The organism is Shewanella sp. SM74 (assembly GCF_025653725.1).
Taxonomy (GTDB): domain Bacteria; phylum Pseudomonadota; class Gammaproteobacteria; order Enterobacterales; family Shewanellaceae; genus Shewanella; species Shewanella oncorhynchi.
This window is the reverse complement of sequence record NZ_JAKKRZ010000007.1, coordinates 179940-193818: the sequence shown is the minus strand read 5'-3', so window position 1 is coordinate 193818 and position 13879 is coordinate 179940. Positions and strand designations below refer to the sequence as shown.

The following is a 13879-nucleotide window of genomic DNA, read 5'->3' as shown; positions in this document are numbered from 1 at the left end:
TTTGTTTTGTTTTGTTTAAATTCTAAATTGAGCTAATAAAGTTGTTAAACGGGCTGCGAGTTGGGCAAGTTCATCGCCAGCGCGTGCAGTTTGTACCGCACTATCTGTCGCATTAGTTGCAATATCATTGATGTTATTAACATTTTTATTAATTTCTGCCGAAACCGCACATTGCTCATTTGCAGCGCTGGCGATCTGGATATTCATCTGGCTAATGGTGGAAACCGCATGGGTAATGGCTTCGAGTGCTTCACCCGCTTGGTGAACTTGGGATACACAGCTTTGGGTGGTGCGGGTGCTGGTTTCCATCGCATTGACTGTAGACTTAGCTTTATGCTGAAGCGCTTCGATCATCTGCTGAATTTCCGTCGTAGATGCTTGAGTGCGACTCGCCAGAGTGCGTACTTCATCGGCAACGACTGCAAACCCTCGACCTTGTTCTCCCGCCCTTGCGGCTTCAATTGCCGCATTGAGTGCGAGTAAATTAGTTTGGTCGGCAATATTACGGATAACTACAAGTACAGAATCGATTTCAGCGGTATTACGCTCTAATTCATTGATTTCACTCGCTGCTGTGGCTATTTCCTCGGCCAGTATGGCGATAGTGGTTACCACTTTTTGTACAACCAATTTGCCTTGTTCGGTTGAGTCATTGGCATGATTGGCTGCATCGGCCGCATCGGTCGCATTATGGGCAACTTCTTGTACCGTTGCGGCCATTTCATTCATTGCGGTGGCAACTTGCTCGGTTTCGAGGTGCTGACGACTCGCCATCTTCTGGGTTTCCCGCGTAATGCTCGACATTTCTTCAGCAGAGGTGGCGAGCAGGCTTGTTGAGTCGGCGACGTGGGAAACTGTGTTGTGAATTTTTTCTACAAAGCGGTTGAATGCCATCGATAATTCAGCAATTTCATCCTTACCTTTTACCGCGATTCTGCGGGTTAAATCGCCTTCACCTTCAGCGATATCATTCATGGCTTGGGTGGTTTCAGCGATAGGGCGAGTAATGCCTTTGGCAATAAACCAAGCAATGGCAGTTCCAATGACCAGAGCCACTAAACCGATAAGGATCAACTTAAGGCGAATATCCGCTATCGCTTTTTCTGAATGGGTTCTATCCATCGCAATATCGAGTACCCCAAATACGTTTCCTGAATAATCTTTTATGGCGTTGCGATACAGAGCATAGGTTTTGTTATTTAAGGAAATAGTGCGTATGACTTCATGGCCTTGCATGACGTTATTGAGTTCATCTGTCGCTTGGGTATCAGGCGTGAATGTCGCGCCAAATAACTTATATCCAGAATCATCTGGCAAGATGAGGGCAATTTCTGCTTGATAGGCTTGTTTAAAATTATCAAAAAAGGGTTGACCGAAGGACATGCCAAACTCAACTGATCCTGTGTGTTGCCCGTTGTAACTCATTGGAACTAAACCACGAATACCTAATCCTTCCACTCCATATTCCAAGCCATAAAGAGGGCGCTTTTGGCTATTTGTTTCCACTATGGTCTTGCGTATGCTGGTGAGATCATCGCCAAATTTTTCGGGACGATGCAAGCGTAGAAAAGAAGTGGCTGGTGGCCTATGAAATTGGAATTGCTGAACCGCAAAATCGCGCTTAAGTTGGGTGAATATAGGTAAGGTACGGGTGGTGAGTTCATCACGCTCGCCTGTTGCAAAGGTGCTTTGAACTTCTGGCGTGAGTGAGATGATGGTTGCCATTGCTTCGGCTAATTTGCCCGATGAGGCTATCTCGGCAACAGCGGTTTCATAGATCTTATGGAGTTCTCTTTGCTCGGATTCTGCAACTTGGCGACTGAATTCAGAGAGAACGAGCGGCATGATAAAGCTCATTACTGTTAACAGTAATAGACAGATCCCAATAACGATCCTCGTACTAATTTTTAGATTTATCAAAACAGCCTCCAATTCATGTGCAAATCAACTCAATTTATCCGTTTGATATTATAGAGATACAACTTGATAAGATTTGAGAGGGCGCGAACCTTTTTACGTTATTTATTCCCTCTTACGCTCGTTTCGTGCCCTTGGACACAGATCTATTTGTGACCTAAATATTTACTTAGCCTGCTAACTAAGTATAATGCTTAGCACGCTAACTAAGTGGGTGGGCAAGATGCAAAAAGAATTAGAGCGACTAAAAGAGTTATCACTGGCGGAGCATTTAGGCCGTCTGCATCGACTGTGGCGTACCGTGGCCGATGTTGAGCTAGCACCTTTAGGATTAACTCATCCTCGTTGGACTGCCCTTTGGAAACTGCTGCGTTTAGGCGACAGCGTGAGCCAGAAAGTATTGGCCGATGCCTTAGAAATTGAATTGGCTTCGCTAATGCGCACCTTAGGGCAATTAGAAGATCAAGGTTTAGTCGAGCGTCATTGTTGTGACAAAGATAAGCGGGCAAGGATTGTGAGCCTGACGCCAGCGGGATTAGATGTTTTAAAGCAAATGGAAGCGCGGATTATTCAAGTGCGCCGTGAGTTATTAGGCGGGATCAGTGCCGAAGAGTTGAGCGAATTTGAACGCATTATTAGCCTGATCAGCGACAACGCCAGCGCCAAATTAACCAAGGTTACAGACACCCTTTTGTGAGAAAGAAGATGACACCGGATCAACAGTTTGCTCGTTTAGTAAAATTTGCCATGTTTGGCTTTGTGATGGTTTTTGGCTATTTCATGCTGGCCGACACTATGATGCCATTGACGCCTCAAGCCATGGCGACCCGTGTAGTGACTAAAGTGACACCGCAGATCAGTGGTAAAATCCAGACCATAGCCGTGACCAATAACCAAGCGGTTACCAAGGGCGATTTGTTGTTTCAAGTCGATCCCGCGCCTTATGAGTTAGCGGTATCGCAAGCTAAATTGGCCTTAGAGCAAGCCCGTCAAGATAATGCTGAGTTAGATGCCTCGCTACTAGCCGCTAAGGCCGAGGTCAATGCCAATAAAACCACCTCACAACAAAAACGCAGCGAGGCTAAACGTCTCGATGCCCTGTATGCCACCCATGGCGTATCGCAGCAGCAAAAGGAGCTAGCCGATAGCGATGCCGCAGCTGCTGAAGCAAATTTGCTTGCCGCCAATGCGCGTTTAGAAAAACTCAAAGTGAGTCGTGGCAGTTATGGCGAAGAGAATCTTAAAGTGCGTCAGGCGCAAAACCATTTAGCCCAAGCTGAGCTTAATCTGTCTTACACCCAAATACGTGCAGATCAGGATGGGATAGTGACTAACCTGCAGTTAGAAGTCGGGAGTTTTGCGACCGTGGGGCAACCTCTGTTGGCTGTGGTATCGGATAAAGTGGATATTATTGCCGATTTTCGCGAGAAGAGCCTGCGTGGAGTTAATGCGACTTCGACCGCTTTGATTGCGTTCGATGGCGAACCTGGGCGTTTATATCGGGCGACGGTGAGCAGTGTCGATGCGGGCGTGAGTGCTGGGCAATTCGATGCCAATGGCCGTTTAGCCGCGCCGCAGGAATCGGACCGTTGGGTACGTGATGCCCAAAGATTGAGACTGCATTTGGAGTTAGATGGGATGGCGATGAACAGCTTGCCAGCGGGTGCGCGCGCGACTGTGCAATTGCTGCCTGAGAATAGCCTGTTCAGCTTGCTCGCTAAGGTGCAGATTAAAGCAATCAGCTTGCTGCACTATATTTACTAGCCTATTTACTAGAATGTTTACTAGCGTATTTACCAGCATCTTTACCGGCATATCCATTAGTACTTATCTGTGTTGACGAGCACGAGTGACTCGCGGTTGGTTTGTATTTGCCGCGAGTGGCTTGAGTGAACGCTTCAAAGCAACATAAGTGTGAACGCAGCATAAGCCAGCTAAACATCCTCATTTAATGTATCGATAGAACAAGGCGACGAGCATGTTACTACGCCATAGTCCATTGACGGCCAACGATTTACGCCAGTGTTTACGGATTGCGACTGGCGCGACCTTAGGTTTTACCCTGTGTAAAATTTTTGGTTGGAGCAATGGAGTCTTCTTCACTGTGACACCTATGCTACTACTCGGATTAGTGCCAGTGATGAATGGCCATGCTATGCGCCAATTATTGGCTTCATCTGCCATGGCTGGGTTAGAGGTTGGGTTACTCGGCGGTTTCTTTGGCAGCCATCCCAGTATGATGACTCCCATCGTTTTCCTATTATTTTTATACCGCTTTGCGGCCATGTCCCGCGGCAGTTTGTTTCTCTTTGGTGCCAACGGTGTGCTGAGTCTCAGTATCATGCTGCACTTTGCTAGCTATCCAGGGGTTGACTTAAACGACTTAGTTTTCAGTAACTTTTGGGCGACCGCACTGTCGGTGGTTATCGCCTACGCTATGACGGTACTCTGGCCCGATGTTGAACCAAGAGCGGCTTACAAACCTGGGCCTAAGGCGCCGCATCGAATGCGCCACGAAGCCTTGCTCGGCGCGACCATAGCGACGGCATCATTTCTGGTGTTCCAAATATTTGATCTGCGGGATTCGATGTCGGCTCAAGCGACCACTCTTTTGCTATTGTTTCCCATGCATTGGAATGGTGCACTCGACTATGCCCGTAAGCGCGCCATAGGCACCCTGTTGGGGGTGTCGTTTGGGATACTCGTGCAGTTGCTGCTCTATGATTGGTCAGGGCTATTGATGTTAGTTGTGCCCTTGTTGTGGATTGGACTGATGATTTTTAGCCAATCCCATGTGCGCGAGGCGAATGGCTCAGGTGTCGGTTTTGGTGCTATGACCACGTTAGGGATTTTGTTTGGGCAGTATTTGACCCCAGGTAACGACTTAATCTTCAGTGCCTTATATCGAGTGAGCAGTATTTTAATCGCTATCGTTGGCACGTTACTTTTATGCTATTTGATACATAAGTTATTGAATCGTTTCGAATCGACGCGATTTGGTTATTGAGCAGGCCATTAAGTCTTGAAGGCTTGCAGCTTAACCTTGTACAGAGTAAGGTAAATTTATCCCGTTTGAATTGAACAATAAGTGACTCTTAATGAATGTTAAGGCTCATTTATTGGCTGTTTTAAAAATGAGCGGCTGATTTTAAAATGGGTTTAGTGTGTGAGCACAAACATAAATAACAATAACCCCTATGCTTTAGAGCTTAATTCTCTTCAAGGATAGAACATGAAGATTAAAACATTAGTCATAGGCTTAACGCTATGTAGCGGCTATGCCGCTGCCGCCGAGCCTTCTGACAAACAATCGATGAACGTTATGCCACAAGCTGCGCAGTTATGTGTGTCTTGCCATGGGGCAGGGGGTGAGGGTATTGAACCACTCGGCCCTCGATTAGCGGGATTATCTAAAGAATATATCTCGACACAATTGCAGCATTTCCAAGCGGGCGTTCGCCAAAACGCGACCATGATGCCGATGGCAATGACGCTCCAAGGTGACGGTATTGAGCAAGTGTCGAGCTATTTTTCAGCTAAGCCTGCCAATGACGTCAAGCCTGTTATCCGCGGTGAACAAGTTGTTTTTAATGATGATACCGCCCGTTTAGCCTATCAAGGTGATTGGTCCCGTGGTTTACCAGCCTGCGTGACCTGCCATGGTCCTTCTGCATTAGGTGGCGGCTTATTTCCTCGCTTAGCAGGTCAACAGGCGAGTTATATCAAAACGCAATTATTAGCATGGCAGTCGGGAACACGTAAAGGTGATGTCGATGGCATGATGGGGAGCGTCGCGAATAAGCTCACCGTCGCCGAGATTGATGCGTTAGCCAACTACTTTGCGAATTTAAAATAAGGAGCCGGCCATGAAATATTCCGCAATGTTATTACTGGCCGCGATGGGGTCGTTAACCGTTCAGGCGCAAGCTGAAACTGAGCCAGTACAAGAACGCCCAGATAAGCAAGCTCCGCTGCCTTCTTTCCCTAAGGTAGCAGATCAAACCTATCTTACCCCTAGACCTTTGAGTGCGATTCCCGAAGGCGCCTTTGGTGACAAAGTACGTTTAGGTTATCAACTGTTTGTGAATACCCAACAGCTGCGTGATAAGTATGTAGGTAATGAGCTTAACTGTACCAATTGCCATATGGATGCAGGCCGTAAAGCCAATGCATCACCCCTTTGGGGCGCGTATTTTGCTTATCCGGCGTATCGTAAAAAAGACAATAAAGTCAGTAGCTTTGAAGAACGCATCCAAGGTTGTTTTAACTATTCGATGAATGGTAAAGCACCAGCATCAGGTAGCCCTGAATTAGTGGCGCTTTCTGCCTACGCCTATTGGTTAGGCATGGGCGGCTTGATGGATGAGGCTAATATCAGTGGCCCTGTTCCTGAGATCGGTGATGCTGAGTTAGTCAAAGGTGCCAAGCGGGATGACTTCCCACTACCAGAGGCATTAGCTAAGGCGATGACAGTTGAGCAACGTGCTAACTTGCCGGGGCGAGCTTATCCTGAGATCCCAAAACCCGAACAAGCCTATTCACCTGAACGAGGTAAAGCTGTGTATGTCGCCCATTGCCAAACTTGTCATGGTGTTGATGGGCAAGGTCAAGCCATTGCGGGTGTGTATGCACTGCCGCCGCTGTGGGGACCTCAAAGTTATAACTGGGGAGCGGGAATGCACAGGGTCAATACTGCCGCATTTTTCATTTATGAAAACATGCCCTTTGGTAAGAGCATGCAGCTGACGAACCAACAGGCTTGGGATGTTGCCGCTTACATCAACTCCCACGAGCGTCCGCAGGACCCACGTAGCAAAGGTGATGTAAAGCAAGCGCAGGAGAAATACCATAATGACAGCGATTACTATGGTCTCACTGTTGATGGCAAAGTGTTAGGCACTGAGTCCTATCCGATTTTTCCTAAGAAGTCATAGTTGAGCCGCTGAGATTAAGTGCTCGTGTGATGTTATAAAGCGAGTAAATAAGTTAGACAGAAAAGCCAGTAAGCATTTAGCTTTGCTGGCTTTTTTATTGGTCAAATATGTGTTGGTCAATTCTACTGAGCGCTCTGTGATTTCAGGGTATTAATACTTAGTGGTTTAGCCCGCTAGTATCGGCTTGTCATGGTATTCGCTCACCGACACGCAGCCAGTCCATCCGTGGATGCTCGACCGCCCCGTCCATGGGGCGGACGGTCGTCTCGCAAATCACCATGACTCGCCTTTTGAGCATTAGCATCATTAAAGTACACAGAGAATTTAGCCATGGGTGGCTCATTAAACTATCTTGAGTGGGCAAAATATATCGGGGGAGTCTAACCCTCTCTAAGTTTTCTAAGAAGCTGATTTACTATGGTTTTTGGTTGAATAACATAAAAAAAATAGAGTATTGTTACACCTTACTGTATTTCTTTATTTAGTGGAAAGATTAAATGATACTCACCTTCTTAGCACTGATTATCCATATGTTGATTTATCCGTAACACGCAGATGCTTAGCCCTTTAGAGGGCAGGTTTTATTAGAAGTGCGGGTAACACACTATTAACTGTTTCTTGAGTTTGGAGTTTAAATGACACGAAGCGAATTGGTAGAAGAAGTTCTATTTATGGCTGAAAATATAACTCAGAACTTCGAACCAGTTGATGGTAGCTGTTTATATATGAGTGCAATGTTAGCTGCAATGATGAATGATCACTTGCCTGTCGAGATTAGATTTGTGACGGGAAGTTTGTCAGTGGCTGATTCCAAGATATTTGATCATCACCCAATTAAACCAACACTAAATCAAAAGACTGGTGTAATCGGACAATGGGACGGTCACGCTTGGGTGGAGGTTGATGATTTAATCATTGATTTATCGCTATTTCGAACAGTTTTTTCAAAAGCCGCTTCACCCCGTATTCAAAGCCTTTTTGAGGCTAGGTTTGATCGTGGTACTGCCTACTTAATTGGGCAAAAACATAAATTAATCGAAATGGGCGTTGAATACACTCCATTTGAGCGATTGTCTGACGATGATGCGACTATTTTTATACAAAACGCTGTTAGACTGGGTCTAATAAACAGTTAACTGTTCAAGAGCGATTCGCAACACATGGCATTTTTACTATGTGTTGTGTTTAGTGTTTAAGGTGGTATACAGGAGCTTTGGTATTGCGTGGCTCACATCTTAACAGGGCGTTAGGTTACTAGGAAATGTCGAGCATGGATGTTATTAAGTTTAAGTTATCTAAGAAATTTATATTAGTTGCTCTATTTTCATTGGTATCTTTTGGGATCTATTCTTCCTTAGACTTAGGATCACGGCTTGGAAATTTTAATTCCATTATGGAGCAAAGCCTTTCTGCGAGTAAATTAGATCAATATCAAACTGAAAATGTAGCAATTCTCAACGCCCGCATTCAACTTTTAGAAACACAATTAGAGGCTCAGACCAGATATAAAACTATGATTGAAAAAATAGAGGATCGTGTTTGGGTGATTTGTGGTTTATTTCAATTTATATTTTTGCTACTTGTTTATAAGTGTTTTATTTACAAAGAAAAAACGTAAACTAACAAGAAAATAAACGCTCTGACTAAGAGAAAGATCTGACAGGCATAGATGTTTGGGGATTAATAACTGGTACTGTGGCGACAGAAGTTCACCTTCCCCCTGCGAAGTAGCTGAAGGGTGTTGAAGACTCTTTATTAAAAGGAGAGCGCGTGACGCAGAGAGGACGTCTGCGTAGCTTTCGGGGGAAGGGACGCCCCATCGGAAGCGTTAGCGATTTTCGAATAAGTACGAAGCCACTCACTAATGCATGTCACTGCGCTAGGATGAGTGCTGCATAGCAGCGTTACGAACGAGAGCCGCGGATGGCGAACTGGCAGTTAGACATGGACGTTGTTCGGCAAAGGAGCATCCAAGGGCGAAGGGCAGCGCGCGATAAGGGATATCGAGCTGGCTATTTAACATGGATGTTTTTGATAGGACGAGCAGTTCTCCTTGGTCGACTCTTTATTAAAAATCAGGGTGAAGCCCCACGACTTTTTAACTAAAGCATTCAAACGTAGTTTGGAAAGTTTTAAAGTCTCACTTTGGTGCCAATCAACTAAGTTTGAGTTGCAAAAATCTATTATGATCTCCGCGCTATAACAACTTATCTTGCAATAAGGATTACCGTGTCTCAGCCGTTGGAAGAACCTAAGTTAGAAACTGCGCAAATTTGCCCTTTGTGCAAAGGCGCGAATCAATGTGCGGTGATTGTTGGTAAGGGTATTGAGGACTGTTGGTGCGCGCAGCAGGTGTTTCCGCCTTTGGCGGTGTTGCAAGCGCAAGCATCTGATTCGCTGCAAGATTCAATCAGCCCCATTTTACTGTCTGCCGATGCGTGTATTTGCCAAGCTTGTTTAATCCAACTTAAGCAGGGGTTAAGTCTGGGGCAGCTTGCAGAGCAGGATGAAAAAAGCCCATCGAGTGTGAGCGACGGGCTAGGTTATGAGGTGAAATAGCGGGCTATTAGTTTATGGTGTAATCCATTTGCACGCTAGTTTGTGCTTCCACGGCTATACCATTTTCAAACTTGGGTGCGTAACGCCATTTATTTAAGGTTTCAATACTCTTTTTTTCAAATAAAGCACCACCCTTAGAGGCTAAAATTTCAGGATTTTTCACGAACCCATGTTCATCGACAGTAAATTTAAGCTGAACCCAGCCACTTTTACGTTGCTTAGCATAGGACATTGGATAGTCTGGTACGATACGGAAAATAGGTTGTTGTTCCTGTGCGTCGGCCCAAGGACGCATTTTGCCGATAGCAATACAGTGGGCGGTGGACTCGTCACGCTTTCCTTGGCGCTCATAGAGTTCGACTAAATAAGCGTGGGCACTTAAGGCATAGGGATGGCTAAAGTTAAGGGCTTCAAATTGCTTCACGACTTCTAAAAGCAATGGCATCGCCTTGTCATCATGCTTTTCTGCATACTCAACTGCACCCACCACATAGGTTGCCTTGACTCTGTCTATGGCGTTCTCTGGTAAAATCTCTTTATAAATATCATAGGCATCGAAGGCATAGCGTCTTACGCTTTTGATGTATAGCTCTGTATTTGATAAGCGGTTGAAGGCGGCCATTTTTACATCGGCGAGCAGTTTCTTTTTATCGGATTTTTCAGCAATTGCGATAGCAGTAAGCAAATCATTTTTCGCATCTTTGGCTTCAACGGCGGTTTGTGCAGCCCCCAGTAAGGGGTCGATAAGCTCAAGCGCTTCTTTGCCATAATGAACTTTATAGTTAGCCAGAGCGAGCTGATACAACTCATTTGCCTTCGCCGTTTTTGGCAGATTCTTTTCTGCAAATGGGTAAGGGGCGACTTGCTTTTCTATCGCGCTGGCCCAGTTCATGGCGAGATTCGCTAAGTCGACACTGTCTTTGGCATATTGGGCTTCGCCGAGTAGATAAGCGGTTTTTGCGCTTGCTTCAATATTTGCAGCATCGCCTTTTTCTACGGCGGCTTGATAGTCACTATAGGCTTTGGCAAAGCTATTTTCTGAGGCATGCACGCTAAGAGAAGTGCCTAAAGTGAGGGCAAGAAGACAGGCAATTGGCAGCATTTTTCCGTGTGACATTCTATATATCCTTATTATTGATGAATTTAGATGATACATAGGTGTACATTTTGAGGCAAGTTAGTTTGGCTTTTGTTAATGATGCTTGTGGTGAATGCAGATAACTGAGCACTGAGAACTGAGATTGAAAATAAGCGAGCCCAGCTGAAACTGAGTTCGCTTATTTATCAGTGCCTTGTCGCTTTATAAGTCGCAATCACTTAGCTGTGAAAGTCACGGCGAACTGTCCAAGCGCGCCGTATTCAAATTTGCAGACCTGTGCCAATGGCAGATCAAGGACGCCAGCGTAAGAGCCTGTGATCACATATTGCCCTTGAGTTAAGCCAATGCCTTGGGCGGATAAAAAGTTAACTAACCAGTAGAGTCCCGCCTTAGGGAAACCGTTAGGATGAATGGCGGATTTTTGCAGTGTGTCGCTTTGCTGGTGCTCGTCATTGGCAATATCAACGCTGAGTTCAAAATGACTCATTTCTAAACCTTCTTGCGGATTAAGCACAGGCCCTAACCACAGTCCTTGATTGACTAAGCCATCGGCGAGGGCATCAAAATGCGTCGCTTCACTGGGTGTGTGGTAGCGGCTTTTGATCAATTCCAAGGCTAAGCGTGTGTGGCCTAAGGCCTCGTCGATTTCAGCCTCTGTGTAAGGCGTGCTTCTTGGCGGTAAATCGCGAGCAATCTCGAAGGCGAGTTCGGGTTCGACTCGGGCGAGGCCTTTAGTCGATGGATAGAGTGGGCAAGTGGTCGATTGTTGATACACATCATCTTGATAAATAGGCGCTACGACGGTTTTTTCCGCCGTGGGTAATAGGCATTTCCACGCAGCGATAGGATTGTTATCGCTTGCCTTAAATATTTCTGCCACTGTTTGCTGAATAGCGAAGGCCTGTTCGAAGCTGGTTGGCCTTAGTTCTGGGATCAGTACATCGCCGCTCGTGCCTGCTGCGCGGCGCTTGGCTAATTCTTTGGCTGCGGTATTAATATGTGTTTTAACTTGTTCGATCGTGGCGGTAGATAACATTAACTTTCCTATTTAAAGCGTTAGCTTAAAAAGAAGTGGCCTAGAGAGTGTGTGGTAGAAGCCATTTTTATGGGCCAAATATACTCGGTTATTGGCAACGCGGGAAATGCCAATGTTGGCTTTCGGGGGAAATCTGCTGCAGTTGAATCAAGAGTGCGGCCAATATTCCAATTATCGTAAGATGCTGAAACTTGCCTCACATAAGTGTCAGCTAAAGTATCCAAGCTAACGCGAATGTTTCCATGATGATCCGCTAGATATTGTGTTGGCTCAGTGCCAGAATGGCTGTCCATTTTGCGGTTTCTACTGGACTCCTCCGTGAACCTTAGCCATAACGCCCCTCAGGCAAATAATCATGCTCAACTCGGGCTCCTGTTCATCTCAGTTGCGGTTTTATTTTGGGGCATGTTACCTATAGCATTAAAGCTCTCGGCGGCCTTTATCGATCCCGTGACTCTTACTTGGTTTCGTTTTCTGGTCGCGCTTTTAGTCAGCATAGTGATCCAATGGAGCGCAGGTAGTCTTAAGCAATTTGCAGCACTCGATGCCAAAGTTTGGTTAAGGTTAGTGCTTGCTGGCATCTTCTTGATGCTCAATTATGTGTCTTTTGTTTATTCACTCGATTACCTCGCACCGGGCGCCGCCCAACTGAATTTCCAGACTTCGCCCTTTTTCCTCGCGTTTGGTGGTGTGTTGTTTTTTAAGGAACGGCTTAATGCGGTGCAACTCAGCTGTTTTGCAACCTTAGCTTTAGGTATGTTGATGTTTTTCCATCCTAATTTAAATTTTTCTGGGGCTAATAATCATCAGGTTTGGATTGGGGTGATGATCATCCAGTTCTCAGCACTGTCGTGGACTAGCTATGCCTTATTGCAAAAATCCTTACTGAATCGTTTGTCGCCCGCGAACGTGCTCTTAGTGATCTATGGCTTAGGTATTTTCGTAATGGCTCCCTTTAGCGACTTTAGCCAGTTTGTCCGTATGGACAGCTTCGATTGGCAGATAGCACTGTTTTGCGCCGCCAATACCTTGATCGCCTATGGCTGTTTTGGCCAGTCGATGAAGTACTGGCCGACGGCGCAGGTCAGTGCCATGTTGGCTCTAACGCCAGTATTTAGCTTTAGTGCCACGGCGTTAGTGGTGAGCCTTGGCTGGTGGCCAGAAGTATTCCGCGCTGATGAATTAGATGGTTTATCTTTGCTGGGGATTGGCGTGATTATTGTGTCTGTGATGGTGGTGCAATTGCTGCCTATGTACCGTAATTGTCAGGCGAAGCGTTTGCAGGCTGTCTAACGCATACATTTTATCCATGGGAAAGGCCAGTGATCACTAGACTCAGCGAATTAAAACTTCAGGATATCCGTGGTGTCATCTTCGATCTTGACGGCACCTTAGCGCATTCTAATCCCGATTTTGCTGGGCTGCGGCGGGAGTTGGGGATTCATTCTGGTACGGATATCTTGGCCCATGTCGAGAGTCTTAGTACTGATGAAGCACGGGCTAAGGCGTTAGACATTGTCCATGAGTACGAAAGACAAAGTTCACTCAAGGCCTGTTGGATTGATGGCGCGCGTGAGCTTATCGAATGCCTACGGGCTAAATCGCTGCCCTTGGCTATTTTGACCCGCAATATGCCGGAAGCGGCGCAAATCACTATCGATAAGCTCGGCATCGATATCGAACTAGTATTAACGCGTTACGATGCGCAGCCTAAGCCGCATCCCGAAGGTATTCATCTTATTTGCCAGCAGTGGCAACTCGCCCCCGCAGATATCTTATATGTGGGCGATTATTTGTTTGATCTGCAAACTGCGCGCAATGCGGGTAGTCACTGCGCCCTCTATTGCCCTGAAACCATTCCCGATTATGCCCAAGCGGCTGATTTACTGGTCTCTTGCTACCACAGCCTGATTAAAGCATGGACAGTTGGCGACTAGGCATTTTTTGGGGCCGTGACTGCATCTTGCTTATCTTGTTTCAGTCCCAAGCGCACGCTATCTAATAAGGCAATTAGCCAGCAGAGGATAAATCCATACATCAGCTTGTCCGCACCATCACGAATGGTTGCCGTGGTTTGCTTGGTCACTTCGGCTGTAATCACGCCTATATCTAGCGGTAAAACACCAGTTTGAATATCAAGTGAGATAAGCTGTGCTACTTGCATGACTTGTTGCAGCATCAGGCCAAGACTCAGTATTGCCAGCACAAAAAACACTAGGGCGCTGCGTTTATGTTGCAGATAGAAATGGCCGCTGCCGGGGGCGACGAAGGCGGATAATAGTCCAGCGGTAAGGGCTTTTTTCATGGGAGTCGATTACTTATACCATTAAACTC

15 protein-coding genes are annotated in these 13879 nt (G+C 46.1%); 10 read left to right on the top strand and 5 right to left on the bottom strand.

Features of this window, described 5'->3' with window-relative positions:
* Window positions 1-15: 15 nt before the first annotated feature.
* Window positions 16-1917 carry a methyl-accepting chemotaxis protein gene (locus tag L5M49_RS09790; RefSeq protein ID WP_263265985.1) on the bottom strand — a complete coding sequence of 634 codons (1902 nt, stop codon included), beginning with the start codon at window positions 1915-1917 and terminating at the stop codon, window positions 16-18.
* Window positions 1918-2140: 223 nt separating this feature from the next.
* Between L5M49_RS09790 and slyA the strand changes: the two genes are divergently transcribed.
* From slyA to L5M49_RS09765, 5 genes are all read left to right on the top strand, one after another.
* Window positions 2141-2614 (top strand): transcriptional regulator SlyA, encoded by a 474-nt coding sequence (slyA, locus tag L5M49_RS09785; protein ID WP_263186137.1) that lies wholly within the window; start codon window positions 2141-2143, stop codon window positions 2612-2614.
* An 8-nt stretch (window positions 2615-2622) separates the two neighbouring features.
* Window positions 2623-3681, top strand: coding sequence for an HlyD family secretion protein (locus L5M49_RS09780; RefSeq protein ID WP_263265950.1), 1059 nt, complete (start codon window positions 2623-2625; stop codon window positions 3679-3681).
* Between the two features lie 214 nt (window positions 3682-3895).
* Window positions 3896-4924 (top strand): DUF2955 domain-containing protein, encoded by a 1029-nt coding sequence (locus L5M49_RS09775; protein WP_263265949.1) that lies wholly within the window; start codon window positions 3896-3898, stop codon window positions 4922-4924.
* 225 nt (window positions 4925-5149) lie between these two features.
* Window positions 5150-5773: a c-type cytochrome gene (locus L5M49_RS09770; protein ID WP_263164529.1), complete on the top strand. Its 624-nt coding sequence runs from the start codon at window positions 5150-5152 to the stop codon at window positions 5771-5773.
* Between the two features lie 10 nt (window positions 5774-5783).
* Window positions 5784-6851 carry a c-type cytochrome gene (locus L5M49_RS09765; RefSeq protein ID WP_263265948.1) on the top strand — a complete coding sequence of 356 codons (1068 nt, stop codon included), beginning with the start codon at window positions 5784-5786 and terminating at the stop codon, window positions 6849-6851.
* A 200-nt stretch (window positions 6852-7051) separates the two neighbouring features.
* Here L5M49_RS09765 and L5M49_RS09760 read toward each other — a convergent pair whose 3' ends face one another.
* On the bottom strand, window positions 7052-7183 hold the full coding sequence (locus L5M49_RS09760) for a hypothetical protein (protein WP_263256641.1): 132 nt from the start codon (window positions 7181-7183) through the stop codon (window positions 7052-7054).
* A gap of 303 nt (window positions 7184-7486) precedes the next feature.
* On the opposite strand from L5M49_RS09760, the gene L5M49_RS09755 reads away from it, so the two are divergent.
* The 3 genes from L5M49_RS09755 (at window position 7487) to L5M49_RS09745 (ending at window position 9410) form a co-directional block, all read left to right on the top strand.
* The gene (locus tag L5M49_RS09755; RefSeq protein WP_173496473.1) at window positions 7487-7987 is read left to right on the top strand and encodes a hypothetical protein; all 501 of its coding nucleotides are present in this window, start codon (window positions 7487-7489) and stop codon (window positions 7985-7987) included.
* Window positions 7988-8121: 134 nt separating this feature from the next.
* On the top strand, window positions 8122-8469 hold the full coding sequence (locus L5M49_RS09750) for a hypothetical protein (RefSeq protein ID WP_173496474.1): 348 nt from the start codon (window positions 8122-8124) through the stop codon (window positions 8467-8469).
* 611 nt (window positions 8470-9080) lie between these two features.
* Window positions 9081-9410, top strand: a complete 330-nt coding sequence (locus tag L5M49_RS09745; protein ID WP_263237667.1) for a cysteine-rich CWC family protein — start codon at window positions 9081-9083, stop codon at window positions 9408-9410.
* Between the two features lie 7 nt (window positions 9411-9417).
* Here L5M49_RS09745 and L5M49_RS09740 read toward each other — a convergent pair whose 3' ends face one another.
* A complete protein-coding gene (locus L5M49_RS09740) occupies window positions 9418-10527 on the bottom strand; it encodes an energy transducer TonB (RefSeq protein WP_263265947.1) in 1110 nt (369 codons plus the stop codon).
* A gap of 196 nt (window positions 10528-10723) precedes the next feature.
* Window positions 10724-11545 (bottom strand): hydratase, encoded by an 822-nt coding sequence (locus tag L5M49_RS09735; protein WP_263265946.1) that lies wholly within the window; start codon window positions 11543-11545, stop codon window positions 10724-10726.
* Window positions 11546-11863: 318 nt separating this feature from the next.
* On the opposite strand from L5M49_RS09735, the gene L5M49_RS09730 reads away from it, so the two are divergent.
* Together L5M49_RS09730 and L5M49_RS09725 are read left to right on the top strand one after the other, a co-directional pair.
* Window positions 11864-12838, top strand: coding sequence for a DMT family transporter (locus tag L5M49_RS09730; protein ID WP_263265945.1), 975 nt, complete (start codon window positions 11864-11866; stop codon window positions 12836-12838).
* Between the two features lie 29 nt (window positions 12839-12867).
* Complete coding sequence (locus L5M49_RS09725) at window positions 12868-13482, top strand: HAD family hydrolase (RefSeq protein ID WP_263265944.1); 615 nt, start codon at window positions 12868-12870, stop codon at window positions 13480-13482.
* Here the strand turns inward: L5M49_RS09725 and L5M49_RS09720 are convergent.
* Window positions 13479-13850, bottom strand: coding sequence for a DUF6677 family protein (locus L5M49_RS09720; RefSeq protein WP_263142103.1), 372 nt, complete (start codon window positions 13848-13850; stop codon window positions 13479-13481). The two genes, L5M49_RS09725 and L5M49_RS09720, sit on opposite strands and share 4 nt — an antisense overlap.
* Window positions 13851-13879 lie beyond the last annotated feature (29 nt).